A 16,064-nucleotide genomic window follows, 5' to 3' on the forward strand; every position below is an offset into this window, starting at 1 on the left:
CGATGGACTACGACCTCGGCACCGACGCCGTCGAACTGAGAACCCGCCTGCGCGAGCTGATCTCGACGCACATCCCCGAAGGGTTCCTCGGCGCCTGCACCAGCGACCCCAAGGACCTGGCGACCACCGAGTCGTTCTGCAAGATGCTCGCCTCCGACGGGCTGCTGGCGCTGGCCTGGCCGAAAGAGCATGGCGGCGGCGGGGGTTCGGTGTGGCAGCAGACGGTATTACGCGAAGAGATGTGGGCGCACCACGAACCCCGCGGCGCCCAATACATGGGCATCAACTGGGTGGGACCCGCACTCATGCGTTACGGAACGGCCGAGCAGAAGGACCGCCACCTGTCCGCGATCGCCGCCGGCGAGGTGATCTGGTGCCAGGGGTTCTCCGAGCCGGAAGCCGGGACCGACCTCGCGTCGCTGCGGACCCGCGCGGTTCGAAGCGGCGACGGTTGGCGCATCACCGGGCAAAAGGTGTGGACGTCCTACGCGCAGATGGCGTCCTGGTGCGTGCTGGCGGCCTGCACCGATCCAGACGCCCCGAAACCCAAGCGGCTCAGCCTGTTTCTGGTTCCGATGGACCGGGAGGGCATCACCGTGCGACCGATCCGGTCGATGCTGGGACCGCATCACCTCAACGAGGTGTTCCTCGACGACGTTGAAGTCTTCCCCGACGAGGTGCTCGGCGAGGTGGGCGACGGATGGCGGGTGATGCGCGAAGCCCTGGCGTTCGAGCGGGTGGGCATCGCTCGCTATGCCCGATGTGAATCGCTGCTGCACCGTATGCAGACCGAACTCGGCGACGACTGGGACCACCTGCCCGAGTCGATCCGGACGCGCTGGGTCCGGGCCCTGATCGATCTGCGCATCGCGCGGCTGCTGGCCTACCGCGCGGTGTCGCTGCAAGACGACCCGACCGCCGGCGGTGCGGCCAGCGCCGCCCGCATCGCGACCACCACCTGCGACCAGCAGGTCGCCGAGTTGCTGTTCGACGTGCTCGGCCCGTCGGCGTTGGACAGCGGCATGTCGGCACCGCTGCACGGCGCGATCGAAGACCATTGGCGTTACGCCCAGGCGGCCACCGTCGCGTCGGGCACCATCGAAGTGCAGCGAATGCTGGTCGCGCGCGAGACATTAGGAGACCACGGATGAAAACCGCTCTGCCAGAAGACATTGCCGAGTTCGCCGCGGTCGCGGGCAAGCGGCTGGTCCGGCTCGGCGGAGTGCAGGCGGCACTGCGGGCCGAGACGGAGGATCAGCTGCGGCACGATGCCCGGATCGCCCTGTCCGACCTCGGGGCATTCGACCTCGACGTCCGGGATTCGGCGGAGGATCGGCTGGCCGCCGCGGTGCTCTGCCAGGCCGCCGGCGCGACGGCACTGCCCTACCCCCTCGTCGACGAGTTGCTCGCAATCGACGGCGCCCGACTTGCCCTGGTGAATCCCGAGACACCGCGCATCGACCACGGCGACCTGGCTGGCGACTGGATTGCCGCCGACCTCGACGGCGCCCGCTACAACGTCCGGCCGTCCACGCGCACCGCCGCGAAACTCGGACCGTTTCTGGTGCCGGCCACCGTGAGCCGGGCCGACGGCACGGTGCCGGCGGCCGACGTCGATCTACACCTCACGCTGGGCTCGTGGCGGATCGTCGGCGCCGTGCAGCAAGCCCTGGAGATCACCCGCCAGCACGTCGTCGCCCGGATGCAGTTCGGCAAGCCGCTCGCGGAATTTCAGGCCGTCCGCTTCACCGTCGCCGACGCCTCCGTCGCCGCTCGCGGATTGTACGAACTCGCGAAGTATACGATCAGCCGCATGGAATCGTCTCCTGCGCAGGTGCGTTCGGCGGACGCCCTGGTGCTCAGGCTCAAGGCCGCCGATACCGCCCGACAGGTATTCCGCGCCGCGCATCAGCTGCTGGGGGCGCTGGGCTTCTGTGACGAGTCCGATGTCAGCGTGCTCGACAGGCACACCCAGCCGCTGGTTCGGCTGCCGGAAAGCGCCGAAGCGCTGGCGATACGCCTGCTCCCGGACGTTCGCAGCGGCGCACTCGAGACGTTGTTCTCCGGCCCGGTATCGGCGTGACAAACCCCACGGAAGAAGGAATTCCGTTCGGCGCCAAGCTTCGACAGCTCGCCGAACAACGCGGCGACGACATTGCCGTGACCGTGATCGCACGCGACGGGACTGCGCAGTCGTCGACGTTCGCCGAGCTCGACGGCCTGGCCAACCAATGGGGCCGCGCCTTGGCAGACGCCGGCGCCCAGGTCGGTTCGCTGGTCGCCCTGGGGATTCCGAACTCCGAGGAGTTCGTGCTGGCCGTTCTCGGATGCTGGAAGATCGGCGCGGTCCCGGTACCGATGCGCTGGGATCTGCCCGATTGGGAACGCTCACGCGTGCTGGAGGTGATCGCCCCGACGGTTGCGATCGACGACGAGACCGGGGCCGTGCTCGCCGCCCGGGCCGCCGGTGAGTCCACCGACCCCCTGCCTGACGTGGTGTCCCCCAATGCCAACGGAATATGCAGCAGCGGATCCACTGGGCTGCCCAAGGTGATTCTGACTCTGGCGCAAGGAGTTTGGACGCCGGAGTCGTCGTTTCCGTTCCTGGCCGCCTGGACGCCGACGCCCACACCGCAGACCATCCTGGTGCCCGGTCCGATGTACCACACCAACGGGTTCTCACCGCTGACCTACCTGCTGGGCGGCGACAGGCTGGTCATACTCGAAAAGTTCGACGCGGCAACCGTTGTCGATGCGATCGAGCTATACCGGATCACCAACTTCACGGCCACCCCGACGATGCTTTCCCGCATTGCGGCTCTTCCTGACATCCGGCGACGGGATCTCTCCAGTGTCGCATGGATCTTGCAGGGCGCCGCGGTGATGCCACATACGTTGCTGCGCACCTGGTTCGAGCTGCTCAGCCCGGAACAGGTGGTGATGGCGTATGGCATGACCGAAGGTCTGGGACTCACGGCGCTGCGGGGCGACGAGTGGCTCGAGCATCCGGGCAGCGTCGGCCGCGGGTTCCGCGACACCGAGGTGCGCATCTTGGATCAACAGGGCAATCCGGTGCCCCGGGGCGAGCTCGGCGAGATATACCTGCGCTCACCGATGAGCGCCGGGTATCGGTATCTCGGCGGGGCGCCGCTGCTGCCGTCGACGCCGGACGGCTTCCGGACCGCCGGCGACATCGGCCACATCGACGAGGACGGCTACCTCTACATCGCCGACCGCCGCAGCGACATGATCATCACCGGCGGGGCGAATGTCTTTCCCGCCGAAGTGGAATGCGCGCTCGCCGAGCACGACGGCATCGCCGACGTGGTCGTCATCGGGCTCACCGACAGCGAGTGGGGCCGCCGCGTGCACGCCGTGATCCAGCTCGCCGACAGCGCGACGCCACTGACCGAGCACGACGTGATCGGGTACGCGAAGACCCGTCTGGCCGCCTACAAAGTCCCCAAGAGCGTGGAGTTCGTCGACCAGATCCCGCGCACCGCGGCGACCAAGGTCAACCGCTCGGCGATGGTAGAAGCTCGCGGGGGCTGAACTCAGTCGCGTGGCTCGGGCGGAAACTCGGCGCGCGAGGCGATCGCGTCGCAGTACGCGTGCACACGGCCTGGAATCGTTCCCAGCACCGCGATGGTGCGACCGCCACGGCCATACGCGGCGACAAACCGCCAACCCTGCGGATCGCCCTCGATGATCTCAACCGCATCGTAATCCGTTGGCACGCCCATCATTTGCAGCTTCACGTCGTACTGGTCCGACCAGAAATATGGAACGTCCTGGTAGCGCTTCGCGCGCTCCGGACCCGCCAGCAGGTTCCGAGCTGCGGCCACACCCTGACGCCCGGCATGGTCCCAGTGTTCGACACGCAGATGTCTCTCGTACAGCGGATGCCACCAGCGCGCGACATCCCCGGCTGCGACGATGTCGCGGGCACCGTCGACAGTGCCAGTGGCGTCGCAGACCACGCCATCGTCGAGGTGCAATCCGGATCCGTCCAACCAGTCGGTGGCCGGCTCAACACCGAGCCCCACGACGACCACATCCGCAGAAATCTGCGACCCGTCGGTCAGGCCAACGGCTTTCACGTCACCGTTGCCGATAAACTCCTCGACGCCAACGCCGACTCGAACGTCCACGCCGCGCTGACGGTGCAAACCGGCCCAACGCGAAGCCATCTCCTTGCCCAGCGCGGCCAACAGCGGACCATCAGATTTCTCGATCAGCGTCACCTGCAGCCCAATCGATCGGCAACTCGCGGCGACTTCGGCACCGATAAAGCCACCGCCGACCACGACCACCCGGGAGCGGTGTCCCAGACGATCCCGTATTGCCAGGCAGTCGTCGACGGTCCGCAGTACATACACTCCGCCGAGGGTCGCTCCGCTTTTCCATTCACGTGGGACGGCACCGCTGGCGATCACCAGTCCGTCGAAATGCATGGCCAGGTCTTGGTCGTCGTCGCGAACGTGAAGGGTTCGCGACGCCGTGTCCAACTTGACCGCGGACGCGCCCCGCAGCACCCGCGCTCCGACATCGAACTGCGGCGCCATATCGACGCCGGCCCGGTGCACCTGGCCGGTGAGCAATTTCTTCGAAAGCGGCGGACGGTGATAAGGCGCGTGTCGCTCGGTTCCGACAATCGTCAAGTTTCCGTCGAAGCCCTCCTGCCGCAACGTTTCAGCCGCCCGTGTGCCGGCCACCCCGGCACCAACGACGACAATGTTCTCGAGCTGAGCAGTCGGCATGGAGTCACTCCTGGACTGTGATTGCCTGAGTCGGACACGACACCTGAGCTCCGAGCAATTGCTGACGCAGCGCCGCGGCCGGCTCCTCCTGAAGCACGTGCAATCCGTCTTCGCGTACGTCGAACACCTCGTGGCAGATGCTCATGCACACGCCGTTGCCGTCGCAGGTGTCCAGATCGACCGAAACCTTCATCACACGTCTACCTTTCGCGCTTGCACCGCGCCGGACTCGACCTCTGCGGTGTCGCTAGGCGCCTTCCCCTGCGACTGCGCCCGCCGCCGGGCAGCTTTGGCTACGGGCGAATAGTTCAGATAGTCGATCGCCATCTGCGTCGAAGCCTCGCCGTTCGGATGATGACCGGGCCGCATATACCGGATCGGTACGGTGACAAGAAGTTTCCACGGCCCGGGCAACAGGTACTCGCGTGCGGCCCGACGCCACTCCCCCCAGGTCCACTTAATGTCGATGGTCGGATCCTGCGCCAGCAGATAACGTGCTCCCGCAATCCACCAGCCGACGAACAGCGGTGCCGTCATGAGCATCGAGAAAGCCCTGATTGGATAACTGCCACAAACGTTTTGGTACACGTCGTATACCAGTGACCGATGCTCAACCTCTTCGGCGCCGTGCCAGCGCAACAAATCCAGCATCATCGGATCGGCTTTCGCATAGTCGAGACCACGGTTCGTCAAGACCCATTGGCCGAGAACCGCGGTGAAGTGCTCTAGCGCAGCCACGTCGGCCAGACGCCGGTAGAGCCACCAGCGCCGCAGGGGCGCCGGAAAGAACTTGGGTGGGTCACCCAGCGTTCGAGACAACGTCTTGCCCAGCTTGTCGATGTATCCCTGGGTGTCTATGCCCTGACTGGACAGGTGATCGAGCACCACCTGATGAGCCCAGGCGTGCCACGATTCCTGCTGGATGAATGGCTTGATGGCCGCTTCCAGCTCCGGATCGTCGACCAGCGACGACGCTTCGAGGACGGCCTTGATGAAGTGTCGCTCGCCCTCGGGGAGCAACAGGTGCAAGACGTTCATCATGTGCGTCGAGAACGGGTCGCCAGGCACCCAGTGCAGCGGCGTTTCCGACCAGTCGAATCGAACCATTCGGCGGTACCGAGGATGGCCCTCGTGGTGAAGTTGAATTTCTGGCATGGGCAGTACCTCCCGACGGTCCACCGCGGGGCAGACCTTCCGTGCGTGTCACGAACGGCCGCCGGTGCGCCTCCGCGGGCCAACACGGTTGCGTAAACGACCGTTGACTGAAGGCCATACCCATACGAGCCGCCCGCTACGCATCGCAGCGGTATCAGAATCCTGAGAGTTGTTGCCGGTTGCGGACAGCCCAGGCCAGTTCACGCCTCAGCTGATGCTCTTGGCGGCCGCCGCGACCCTGGTCTGGAAGTCGGCCGGCAGCGGGATGTATCCGAGCGGCGTCAGGCCGTTCTGCCCGCTGGAAACGGTCGACTCCATGAACGCCTTGACCGCCGTACCCACTTGTGCATCAGGGTATTTCGAGCAGACGAGCTCGTAGCTGGCCAGCAGGATCGGGTACGCGCCGGGCGTGTTGGTGGCGTAGACCTTCGACAGGTCGAGCACGAGGTCGTTGCCCGTGCCCTTGATGGTGACGTCAGAGATCGTCTTACCGACCCAGTCGTTGCCGATGGCTACGACTCCGCCCGCGGTCTTGATGCCGGCGACGTCGAGGTGCTGCTTCATCGCGTAGGACCACTCGTTGTAGCTGATCGCGCCCTCGGTCTTCTTGACGGCTTCCGACGTGCCCTCGTTGCCCTGAGCCGACGTCCCGACCCCACCGTGAAAGGTCTTGCCGACACCCTTGGTCCAGGCGCCGCCCGCGGCTGCCTGCAGGTACTGCTGGAAGTTGTCACTGGTGCCCGACGCGTCGCTGCGATAGACGACCTTGATGTCCTCGTCGGGCAGGCTGCTGTTGGCATTCAGCGCGGTGATCGCCGGGTCGTTCCAGCGAGTGATGGCGCCGCTGAAAATCTTTGCGAGCGTGGGCGCGTCGAAGGTGAGCACGTCGGTGGATTTCACGTTGAACGTGATCGCGATCGGGCCGAAGATCGCCGGCAGGTTCCAGGCGTCGTTGCCGCCGCAGCGGTGCTTGGCGCCGGCGTACTCGTCGCCGCTGAGCGGTGAGTCCGAGCCACCGAAGTCGGTCTTGGCGCCGAGGAAATCCGAGACGCCGGCGCCCGATCCGGTGGCCGAGTAGTTCAGCTGCTTGCCCGAGCACGATTCCTCGTAGCTGGTGATGAAGTGGCTCATCGCGTTGGCCTGAGCGGTCGAACCACTACCGCTCAGGTCCTGCTTGCCGCCGCAGTCGACCTTCGCGTCCTTGGCGTATTTCGGTGGGGTGTCGAGTTGGGTACAGCCCGACAGTGTAAGAGTTGCCGCCACGAGCAGGCCAGCGGCCAGGAATCCCTTGTGCTGCTTCATGTTTGCCTCCTTGGCAACAACCCGTTAGCCGCACATCGGCCGCCCGCTTGCCGGGCCGAAGGTTCGAGCACGTCCGCGAGAATTAATAGTCACCAATATCGACATCGAATCAATCCGCAAGCAAACAACAGGTGAAGCCATCGTCGGGGCCCGAAGAGTTTGCTCTGAATTGCGGAAATTGCTGTCGCACCGATGCCATCTCCGACCCGCATCCTTCGGTATTGCCGACAGTTTGCCGAATTCATTCCGCCGTTAGCGGCCGTTCAGTTGCCTGACTTAGCGTCTGCGTGGTTGACGCTGGTCAGTGCGGGTCCCGCCGGCCAGTAACGCCGCGCTGATCCGCTTCGCCGAGAGAGGTGACATGACCGACACGCTCGACCAATCGCAGGCACCGAAAGTCAATGGCAAAACGGTGCAGGAATACATCGACGAGCTGCCCCAGTGGCCCGACGGCACGGCGCTGAAGTCGATGCCGATGACGGCGATGCAATTCCGAATCTGGGCGCTTGCGTGCGCGGGCAAATTCTTCGAAGGCATGGTCGTATTCATGACCGGCGTTGCCCTGCCGCTGATCTCGATTCAATTCCACCTGAACGCGACCGACAAAGGCTTGGTGACCGCATCCTCGCTGGCCGGCATCCTGGTCGGCGCGACCGCCCTCGGCGGGCTGGCCGACAGCTACGGGCGCAAGAAGATGTTCATCATCGAGATGATCATCTTCGCGGTGTTCCTGGTCGGGCTGACCGCAGCCCCGAACTTCATCACGCTGGTCGTCTGTCTGTTCGGCGCTGGAATCGCGCTGGGGTGTGATTACCCGACCGCACACATGGTGATCTCGGAAAGCATCGCCACCTCGATGCGTGGCCGACTTGTGCTGAGCGCGTTCGCTTTCCAGGCCGTCGGAGCGTTCTTCGGCACAGCGCTGGGCTTCGGCATCCTGTACGCCAACCCGAACCTGGGCGCCTGGCGGATGATGTACGCCGCCGCGATCGTGCCGGCCGTCCTGGTCGTCATCGGCCGCCTCTACGTCACCGAGAGCCCGCACTGGCTGGTGTCGAAGGGCCGAATTGAGCACGGCGAGAAGGCAACCACCCAGCTACTCAAGCGCAATCCGCAGTACCCCAAGCATGTGGACCTCGCGCACCTGGCCCAAACGGCCAAGGCCGCCGAAGAACACACGTCTTACCTCGCGCTGTTCAAGAAGCGGAACCGTCGCGCGACGATCCTCGCCTCCGTCCCGTGGTTCCTGCAAGACCTGGGCGTCTACGGCATCGGCATCTTCACCCCGACCATCCTGGGCGCGGTCATCGGCAAGGAGTCCAAGTCGCACGGCCTGTCCGACACCATCCACAACGACATCCTGGGCGCCAAGGGTTCGGCGATGATGGACGTGCTGTTCGTCCTCGGCGTCATCGTCGCGATCTTCTTGGTGGACCGCGTCGGCCGCATCAAGCTGCAGATCTGGGGCTTCATCGGCTGCGCGGTCGGGCTCCTGCTCTCCGGGCTGTCGATCAAGCCGGACGGCAGCAACGTGATGTGGCTGCTCTTCCTGGGGTTCACGATCTTCTACTTCATGGTCAACTTCGGGCCGAACGCGATGACGTACCTCCTTGCGGGCGAGGTCTTCCCGACCGAGGTCCGCGGCAAGGGCGCCGGCTTCGCCGCGTCGTTCGCCAAGATCGGTGCCGTGCTGACCGCCTTCATGTTCCCGATCCTGCTCAAGACGATCGGCACCACCGCGCTGCTCTGGGGCCTGGTGGTGTGCTTCCTGCTGGGAGCAGTGGTGACGTACTTCTTCCGGATCGAGACGACCGGTCTGAACCTCGAAGAGGTCGGCAAGGAAGAGGCATCCCCCGCCGCCACCACGTCGTAGGTGCTGAGCCCATTCAACGACCGGTCGCTGCGGCGGCCGGTCGTTGCTTTTGGCGGGAGCGGCGGGTACTCGTCAGTGATGACCTACTACGGGGACGCGGCTTTGTCGGACGCCCAGATCGCGGCGTTGTCGCCGGCGCAGCGCCGAGACCTGATTCAACGACTGGAGCGTCCGCTCGAGGAGGTCTTTCCGCCGACCCTTGCCAGACGAATGCGGCGCAATCGGCTGACGCTGATGGTGGGCGGCACCATCGCGCTGATTCCGTGGATGATCTACCTGGCCGTCACGCTGCCGGACAACTATGTGGCCCACAACTGGCCGGCCACGTGGATCGGCTTCGACTGCGTGCTGATCATCTCCATGATCGCGACCGCGCTGCTGGGCTGGCTGCGTCGCCAATTGGTCATCCTCCCGGCGTTCACCACCGGCGTGCTGCTGATCTGTGACGCCTGGTTCGACATCATGACCGCCGGCCCCCACCAAGTGTGGCTGTCGGTGTTGACCGCCGCCCTGGCCAACGTGCCGCTCGCGGCAATCATGATCGTCGGCGCGGTGCGACTCGTCCGGCTGACAGCGACTCGCCTGTGGTTGCTCGACCCCGCGACGCCGGTGTGGCGCCTGCCGATGCTGCCGTAAGACGGCTGCCCACCGGCTGCCGCACGCGCGCGGTAACCTCATTCTCACAGCGCAACCGCGTGGGACCGAGGAAGGCACCATGGCCGCAGATAACAATGCCGACGAAGCCGAACCGACGACACGGGACGCCCGCTTCATCAGGACCGCGGTCGAGATCCTCGGCGAAACCGGGCGCACCGACTTCACCGTGCAGGAAGTCGTGGCCCGCTCCAAGACATCGCTGCGGGCGTTCTACCAGCACTTCAGCAGCAAGGACGAACTGCTGCTCGCGCTGTTGGAGCGAACGATGGCGCAGTCGACCCAAGCCTGGCGCGCCGAGACCACCGGTCTGGCCAGCACCGAGGCGATCAAGCTGATCATCGATCGGATCAGTGCCGAGCCCGAGTCGAGCACCCAGGACAGCCTTAACCGGGCGATGAATCTGTACAACCAGCACTTGGCCGAAACCCGGCCTCGCGACTACGCGCGGGTCATCGCGCCGCTGCACGATCTGCTGTGCGACGTCATCCAACGTGGCATCAGCGAAGGTGTGTTCCGGCCCAACCTCGATGTCGGGCCAGCCGCCGCGATCGTGATGCAGACCGTGCTGGGTGCGCTGCGACTGCACTGGCTCGGTGCCGAATTGACCGGTGCGCCAATCGATGCCGCGCACCTATACGACTTCTGCGTGCGCGCGCTGGGCGCCGACGAGGACGTGCAACCGGAAACACTGACATTGTCCGAGCTGTTCAACCAGATCGGCATGCGGCCGGGTTCCCGTAACGGCGAATTCGCGATGACGATCCCGGTGAGCCCGCAGGTGGTCAACACCTCCGGCGCGCTGCAGGGCGGGCTGATCGCCACGCTGATCGACGTCGCCGGCGGGCAGTTCGGCCTGGACTATCTGCAGGACGGCACCACGATGACGACTGCCGACATGAACATCCGCTACCTGCGCCCGATCCGGCAGGGCACCGCCTACGCGGTGCCACGGATGCTGCGCGGCGGCCGGCGCGCCCTGGTCATGCAGGTCGACGTCCTCACCGACGGGGAGGGCGACGACGCGCTGCTCGCGTCCGCCACGGTGAACTTCGCCGTGATCAACGGGGAGACCCCGAAGCTGCCGGAATGGCCGACCCGCTAGTTTTCGGCTCGCGGGGCTTCGGTGGTAACGTCATTACCACCAAGTGAGAATCCCAGACTTTCAGGAGATCGCCATGCCGTCTCGCGAACTTTCCTTTCCCGTTTTCGACGCCGACAACCACATGTACGAGCCTCAGGAAGCGCTGACCAAATACCTCCCCGAGAACCGCAAGCACGTCATCGACTACGTGCAGGTCCGCGGCCGCACCAAGATCGTGGTGCGGGGCCACATCAGCGAATACATCCCCAACCCGACCTTCGAAAAGGTCGCCAAGCCGGGTGCTCAGGAGGACTACTTCCGCAACGGCGCGCAGGGCAAGAGCTACCGCGAAATTCTGGGCGAGCCGATGCAGTCGATCCCCGCCTTCCGCGAGCCGGCCGCCCGGTTGGAGGTGATGGACGAACTCGGGATCGACTACGCGCTGATGTTCCCGACGTTGGCCAGCCTGGTCGAGGAGCGCATGAAAGACGACCCGGAGATGACCCACGACGTCATCCACGCGCTCAACCAGTGGATGCATGAGCAGTGGTCGTTCAACCACAAAGACCGGATCTTCGCCACCCCGGTGATCACCCTGCCGATCGTCGATCGCGCGCTCGAAGAACTCGAGTGGTGTCTGGAGCGCGGCGCCCGCACCGTGCTGGTCCGCCCGGCCCCGGTCCCCGGATTCAAGGGCAGCCGCTCGTTCGGGCTCGAGGAGTTTGACCCGTTCTGGCAGGCCTGCATCAAGGCCGACATCCCGGTGTCGATGCACGCCTCGGACAGCGGCTACTCCGAGTTCGCGAACGTGTGGGAGCCCGGCGACGAATTCCTGCCGTTCAAGCCGACCCCGTTCCGCAGCTTCGCGATGGGCCACCGTCCGATCCTCGACGCGATGGGCGCGCTGGTCTGCCACGGCGCGTTGTCACGCAACCCGGAGCTGCGGATCCTGTCGATCGAGAACGGCGCCGACTGGGTGCCGGATCTGTTCAAGGGACTCAAGGGCGTCTACAAGAAGATGCCGCAGGCCTTCCTCGAGGACCCGATCGAGGCGTTCAAGCGGTGCGTCTACATCACCCCGTTCTGGGAAGACCGGTTCACCGAGATCGTCAACATGGTCGGCACCGACCGGGTGCTGTTCGGCTCCGACTGGCCGCACCCGGAGGGCCTGAAAGACCCGATCAGCTTCGTCGACGAGCTGACCGAGTTCAGCGAAGAGGACGTCGCCAAGATCATGGGCGGCAACCTGATGAAGCTGATGAAGGTCACCAAGCCGGTCAAGAAACCGGTTTCGGCCTGATCCGACTGTCGCCGTAATAGGTTCGCCAGCATGGAGCGGCGCACCCTCGAAGCGGTTATCTACGAACGCGAACCACCGATCGCGCGGATCATCCTCAACCGGGCCGACAAGGCCAACACCAAAGACGCGACGCTGGTGCAGGAGGTCGACGCCTGCCTGCACGAGGCCGACCGCGACCGCGACATCAAGGTCGTGATCCTCAAGGCCAACGGCAACGGCTTCTGCGGCGGGCACGTCGCCCGCTGGGGTCCGGACGAAAACCCCTACCCGGATTTCGGGGACACGTTCGAGGATCTCTACAAAGGCACCGCCGACTTGTTTTTGTGGCCGACGTTGTACCTGTGGGAGTTTCCGAAGCCGACGATCTCGCAGATTCACGGCTACTGCATGGGCGGCGGCATCTATCTGGGCCTACTGACCGACTTCTGCGTGGCATCGCAGGACGCGTATTTCCAGATGCCGCTCGCGCAGAGCCTCGGTGAACCCGGCGGGCACACGATGATCGAACCGTGGCTGCTGATGAACTGGCATCGCACCATGGATTGGTTGCTGCTGGCGCCGACGCTGTCGGCCGCCGAGGCGTTGGAATGGGGCCTGCTCAACAAGGTGGTGCCGCGCGACCAACTCGAAGACACCGTCGAGGAGATGGCCCGCAGGATCGCTCAGGTCCCGTTGACCACGTCGATGGCCGTCAAGAACAGCGTGAAACGGGCCTACGAGTTGATGGGCATGCGGGTCCACCTGCAGGTCAGCCACATCCTGACCAACATGGTCGGCGCGGCGTCCGACGTTCAGGAGCGACGTGCCCAGCTCAAGCAATCCGGCTTGAAGCCAAGGGATTTCGTCGAGGGCGACGGGGGCGGGCCGCCTCGAGCGTGACTAGCGGCTGCGCTCACCGGGAAGCGCACGCCCGGCCGCGTGCCGGGCAGCGACGTAACCGAACACCATCGAGCTGGCGATGCTGGCACCGGCGCCGGGATACGTCCGGCCCATCACGGTCGCAGTGGTGTTGCCGGTGGCGTACAGCCCGTCGATCACCTGGTCGTTGCCGTCGAGAACCTGTGCGTGCTCGTTGGTGATCACGCCGCCACACGTCCCGACGTCCGCGGGTAGCACCCTGGTCGCGTAGAACGGCGCGCGGTCCAGCGGGCCGACCGCGGCGTTGGGCCGATACCCCGGATCGCCCAAGCAGTCGTTGTAGGCCGACTGCCCACGACCGAAGTCGGGATCGAGCCCCTTGGCCGCGAACTCATTGAACCGCTTCACGGTATGCGCCAATTCGTCTGCGGGAAGCTCGGTCTGGCGGGCCAGGTCCTCGAGAGTGTCCGCGCGCTTGACGGCGCCGGACTCGATCAGCCCGGCCGGCAGGCCTTGGTTGCGCTTGAGCGGGTTGACGCTGGTGACGTAGCGGTGGACGTAGCCGTCGTCGAAGATCATCCAGCAGGGCACCGCCTTGTTGGCGTACATCGCCTTGCCGACCTCGACGTAAGAGTTCGACTCGTTGCAGAACCGCCGACCGGTCGAGTCGACGTAGATCGCACCGGGCCGTTGACGCCCCGACCCGAGTGACGCGGCGACGGCCCCGCCGTTGGCGATGAACACCGAAGGCAGCCACCAGGCTTCGTCCAACAGATCGGTGCGAGCGCCCAGCCGCATCGCGGTCTGCAGCACTTCCCCGGTGTCGCCGGCGTTGGCGATCGACCACTTGGCCTCGTTGGGTTGGTCGCCGCTGTACCGCTTTCGCATCTCGGCGTTGTGCCCGAAACCCCCGGCGGCCAACAGGACTCCCCGGCGCGCCTCGACGTTCAGCGCGCTGCCGTCGTGGGTGATGCGCGCACCGACCACCCGGCCGTCTTCGACGATCAGGTCGTCGAGGGCGGCGTTGATCCACAGCGGCGGTCGGCCGTCGGTGAGATCCAGTAGCGCCTTGAGCATTTGACCGATCAGCGACGCGCCATTGGTCAGGATCTGACGCCGCCTTAGCCGGGCCGCGGCGGTGCGCAGGAACACCTTGGTGGCCACCGCGAAAGCCTTGGGCGCACGGTTGAAGTACTGCACCGACCGCAGCTCATTGGTCAGCACCGCATAGCCGTAGTTCTTGGCCAGCGACGGCTGGACCTTGTCGTGCCACTCCCCCAGCTCGGCGGCGTCGAACGGAATGCCCTCGATGGCGCGGCCGGCCGCGTTGCCGCCCTTGTGATTCGGGTAGTAGTCGCTCCAGCCGTCGCAGCGGATCAGCTTCACCCCGCGGCGGATCAGGAAGTTGATCATCTCGTAGCCCGCGGTCAGAAACATCTCGCGGCGTTCGGGTGACGACGGGGCGCCGATGTCACCGACCACGTCGGCGAGGTAGGCCAGCCCGTCCTCGTGCGAATCGGCAATGCCGTCGGCCCGCATCAGCGGGTTGTTGGGCAGCCAGACGATGCCGCCCGACAATCCCGTCGAACCGCCCACCAGCGCTTGCTTTTCCAGGATCAGTGGCTCGAGCCCGTTGTCGAGCGCGGCCAAACCGGCGACCATGCCGCCGCCTCCACTGCCGGCGATCAGCAGGTCGACCGATCCGTCCCAGTGCGTGGTCATGGCGCCTCCGAGGTGAGACCGAGATCGGCGATCGGCACGTCGATGGTGGTATTCGTCTTCTGAATCGCCGGCACCAACTCGTCGTAGGACAGCCCGGCCAGGAAGCCGTCGACGACGCGCTCGAAGTTCGAGATCAGGCCCTCGATCTGATCGGAGAGCCGCATGTACTCAAAGCCCTTGGAATGCAACCCTTTTTGTTGCCGCGGCAGGTTCGAGAAGTCTTGCGCGGGGATCGGCGGCCAGCTCGGGTCATCCGGCGCCAACGGCTCCGGCGGCGTCGGTCTCCCCGCCGACAGGTCGTCGGGCATGCGCGTCAACGACCAGATCTCGAACAGCGTCTCTTCCGGGCCGAGCGGACGGATCCGGTACGACGAGGCGCTGCTGTAGGTGGGCAGGATGAAGTGGTGCGGGAAGGCGAACCCGATCGCGTCGGTAATGCCGTGGCGGATCAGGTCGTTGAGATCGGGCATCGCGCTCCCCCGCGCCCGATGCCATTTCACCACCGCATCGTTGAGCGCGGTCCGCCAACCGGCCAGCGCCTCCCCCGGATCCGATGGCAGCGTAATCGTCTGCAGCCCTTCGGCGATGCGGATGTCGTTCTCGTGTGTCATGCCGCCCATGCCGTCGCCCAACGTCCGCATGAAATAGAGGCTGCTGGCCACAACCGGGTGCACCGCCTCCGACCCGCCGCCGGTCGCGGCCGACGGCAGCAACTGCGGGTGCGTCTGCGGCACGTGGTAGCCCTCCATGAACGCTGCCGTCGCCAGCTTCCAGTTCACCGGCAGCCGGCACGATTGCCACCACTCGACGCGCAGTGACTCCACCTTCCAGGCGTCGTAGATCGACGCGAACGGTTCCATCCACTCGCGCAGCGGCGGGGCGTCGTCGTCGAGGTTGATCCACGCGCACCCACCCCACAGTTCGCACTTGACGTCGACGAGCCTTAGGTCGTCAGCGGCCATGTTGTCCCCGGCGAAGGCCTCGGGTCGCAGCACGAAGGTATTGCGGCCGTCGACGCCCCAGCACCAGCCGTGGAACGGGCAGACGAACGTGCGCCGGGCCCCAGGCAGAGAGCCGTTGCCCTCCACCAGCTTTACCCCACGGTGGCGGCATGCGTTGTGGTAGGCCCGCACGGTGTCGGCGTCAACCCGCACCACGATCACCGACTGGTCCAGGATCTCGTATTCGACGAAATCGCCGGCTTTGGGGATCTCTTCGAGCCGGCACGCCATCTGCCACACCCGCGGCCAGAACAGCTCGGCTTCGGCGGCGTAGAACTCCGGATCGTAGTAGCGCTGTTTGGGAATCCGACTCGGATTACGCACCGCCCACGGCACCTGGTTGGTCATCGTGTCA

The 16,064-nt window shown here is 65.5% G+C and carries 14 protein-coding genes; 8 read left to right on the forward strand and 6 right to left on the reverse strand.

All coding sequences use genetic code 11. The annotated features are described in order from the left end of the window. Positions 1-2: 2 nt before the first annotated feature. Genes A5658_RS04010 through A5658_RS04020 form a run of 3 tightly spaced genes read left to right on the forward strand, consistent with a single transcriptional unit; the run spans position 3 to position 3,552 of the window. Complete coding sequence (locus A5658_RS04010) at positions 3-1,151, forward strand: acyl-CoA dehydrogenase family protein (RefSeq protein ID WP_067331406.1); 1,149 nt, start codon at positions 3-5, stop codon at positions 1,149-1,151. After that, positions 1,148-2,083, forward strand: coding sequence for an acyl-CoA dehydrogenase family protein (locus tag A5658_RS04015; protein WP_067331408.1), 936 nt, complete (start codon positions 1,148-1,150; stop codon positions 2,081-2,083). Before A5658_RS04010 ends, A5658_RS04015 begins: the two co-directional genes overlap by 4 nt. Next, entirely contained in the window at positions 2,080-3,552 is a 1,473-nt protein-coding gene (locus A5658_RS04020; protein WP_231997203.1) for a class I adenylate-forming enzyme family protein, read from the forward strand. The genes A5658_RS04015 and A5658_RS04020 overlap by 4 nt, the downstream gene beginning before the upstream one ends. Before the next feature lie 2 nt (positions 3,553-3,554). Here A5658_RS04020 and A5658_RS04025 read toward each other — a convergent pair whose 3' ends face one another. From A5658_RS04025 to pstS, 4 genes are all read right to left on the reverse strand, one after another. Beyond that, a complete protein-coding gene (locus tag A5658_RS04025; RefSeq protein ID WP_067331412.1) occupies positions 3,555-4,760 on the reverse strand; it encodes an NAD(P)/FAD-dependent oxidoreductase in 1,206 nt (401 codons plus the stop codon). Positions 4,761-4,764: 4 nt separating this feature from the next. Further along, positions 4,765-4,953 (reverse strand): ferredoxin, encoded by a 189-nt coding sequence (locus tag A5658_RS04030; RefSeq protein WP_067331414.1) that lies wholly within the window; start codon positions 4,951-4,953, stop codon positions 4,765-4,767. After that, a complete protein-coding gene (locus tag A5658_RS04035) occupies positions 4,953-5,915 on the reverse strand; it encodes a metal-dependent hydrolase (RefSeq protein ID WP_067331417.1) in 963 nt (320 codons plus the stop codon). The genes A5658_RS04030 and A5658_RS04035 overlap by 1 nt, the downstream gene beginning before the upstream one ends. Positions 5,916-6,122: 207 nt before the next feature. Then, on the reverse strand, positions 6,123-7,217 hold the full coding sequence (gene pstS / locus A5658_RS04040; RefSeq protein WP_067331419.1) for a phosphate ABC transporter substrate-binding protein PstS: 1,095 nt from the start codon (positions 7,215-7,217) through the stop codon (positions 6,123-6,125). Positions 7,218-7,578: 361 nt separating this feature from the next. On the opposite strand from pstS, the gene A5658_RS04045 reads away from it, so the two are divergent. The 5 genes from A5658_RS04045 (at position 7,579) to A5658_RS04065 (ending at position 13,007) form a co-directional block, all read left to right on the forward strand. Then, positions 7,579-9,090 carry an MFS transporter gene (locus A5658_RS04045; RefSeq protein ID WP_067331610.1) on the forward strand — a complete coding sequence of 504 codons (1,512 nt, stop codon included), beginning with the start codon at positions 7,579-7,581 and terminating at the stop codon, positions 9,088-9,090. 78 nt (positions 9,091-9,168) lie between these two features. Continuing rightward, the gene (locus A5658_RS04050; protein WP_067331611.1) at positions 9,169-9,726 is read left to right on the forward strand and encodes a hypothetical protein; all 558 of its coding nucleotides are present in this window, start codon (positions 9,169-9,171) and stop codon (positions 9,724-9,726) included. A 79-nt stretch (positions 9,727-9,805) separates the two neighbouring features. Further along, entirely contained in the window at positions 9,806-10,849 is a 1,044-nt protein-coding gene (locus A5658_RS04055) for a hotdog fold thioesterase (RefSeq protein ID WP_067331422.1), read from the forward strand. Between the two features lie 73 nt (positions 10,850-10,922). Continuing rightward, the gene (locus tag A5658_RS04060) at positions 10,923-12,128 is read left to right on the forward strand and encodes an amidohydrolase family protein (protein WP_067331424.1); all 1,206 of its coding nucleotides are present in this window, start codon (positions 10,923-10,925) and stop codon (positions 12,126-12,128) included. A 30-nt stretch (positions 12,129-12,158) separates the two neighbouring features. Then, entirely contained in the window at positions 12,159-13,007 is an 849-nt protein-coding gene (locus A5658_RS04065; protein ID WP_067331426.1) for an enoyl-CoA hydratase-related protein, read from the forward strand. Here the strand turns inward: A5658_RS04065 and A5658_RS04070 are convergent, their stop codons facing one another. Both A5658_RS04070 and A5658_RS04075 read right to left on the reverse strand, forming a co-directional pair. After that, complete coding sequence (locus A5658_RS04070) at positions 13,008-14,708, reverse strand: FAD-binding protein (RefSeq protein ID WP_067331428.1); 1,701 nt, start codon at positions 14,706-14,708, stop codon at positions 13,008-13,010. Then, positions 14,705-16,057 carry an SRPBCC family protein gene (locus A5658_RS04075; protein WP_067331431.1) on the reverse strand — a complete coding sequence of 451 codons (1,353 nt, stop codon included), beginning with the start codon at positions 16,055-16,057 and terminating at the stop codon, positions 14,705-14,707. The genes A5658_RS04070 and A5658_RS04075 overlap by 4 nt, the downstream gene beginning before the upstream one ends. Positions 16,058-16,064 lie beyond the last annotated feature (7 nt).

It is taken from the genome of Mycobacterium sp. 1245111.1 (assembly GCF_001673405.1).
In the GTDB taxonomy this organism is placed as follows: domain Bacteria; phylum Actinomycetota; class Actinomycetes; order Mycobacteriales; family Mycobacteriaceae; genus Mycobacterium.

Excerpts from the sequence above, each read along its gene's own strand:
- A5658_RS04010 (WP_067331406.1), top strand. The coding sequence starts at position 3 with ATGGACTACGACCTCGGCACCGACGCCGTCGAACTGAGAACCCGCCTG.
- A5658_RS04015 (WP_067331408.1), top strand. The coding sequence starts at position 1,148 with ATGAAAACCGCTCTGCCAGAAGACATTGCCGAGTTCGCCGCGGTCGCG.
- A5658_RS04025 (WP_067331412.1), bottom strand. The coding sequence starts at position 4,760 with ATGCCGACTGCTCAGCTCGAGAACATTGTCGTCGTTGGTGCCGGGGTG.
- A5658_RS04030 (WP_067331414.1), bottom strand. The coding sequence starts at position 4,953 with ATGAAGGTTTCGGTCGATCTGGACACCTGCGACGGCAACGGCGTGTGC.
- A5658_RS04035 (WP_067331417.1), bottom strand. The coding sequence starts at position 5,915 with ATGCCAGAAATTCAACTTCACCACGAGGGCCATCCTCGGTACCGCCGA.
- pstS (WP_067331419.1), bottom strand. The coding sequence starts at position 7,217 with ATGAAGCAGCACAAGGGATTCCTGGCCGCTGGCCTGCTCGTGGCGGCA.
- A5658_RS04045 (WP_067331610.1), top strand. The coding sequence starts at position 7,579 with ATGACCGACACGCTCGACCAATCGCAGGCACCGAAAGTCAATGGCAAA.
- A5658_RS04050 (WP_067331611.1), top strand. The coding sequence starts at position 9,169 with ATGACCTACTACGGGGACGCGGCTTTGTCGGACGCCCAGATCGCGGCG.
- A5658_RS04055 (WP_067331422.1), top strand. The coding sequence starts at position 9,806 with ATGGCCGCAGATAACAATGCCGACGAAGCCGAACCGACGACACGGGAC.
- A5658_RS04060 (WP_067331424.1), top strand. The coding sequence starts at position 10,923 with ATGCCGTCTCGCGAACTTTCCTTTCCCGTTTTCGACGCCGACAACCAC.
- A5658_RS04065 (WP_067331426.1), top strand. The coding sequence starts at position 12,159 with ATGGAGCGGCGCACCCTCGAAGCGGTTATCTACGAACGCGAACCACCG.
- A5658_RS04070 (WP_067331428.1), bottom strand. The coding sequence starts at position 14,708 with ATGACCACGCACTGGGACGGATCGGTCGACCTGCTGATCGCCGGCAGT.
- A5658_RS04075 (WP_067331431.1), bottom strand. The coding sequence starts at position 16,057 with ATGACCAACCAGGTGCCGTGGGCGGTGCGTAATCCGAGTCGGATTCCC.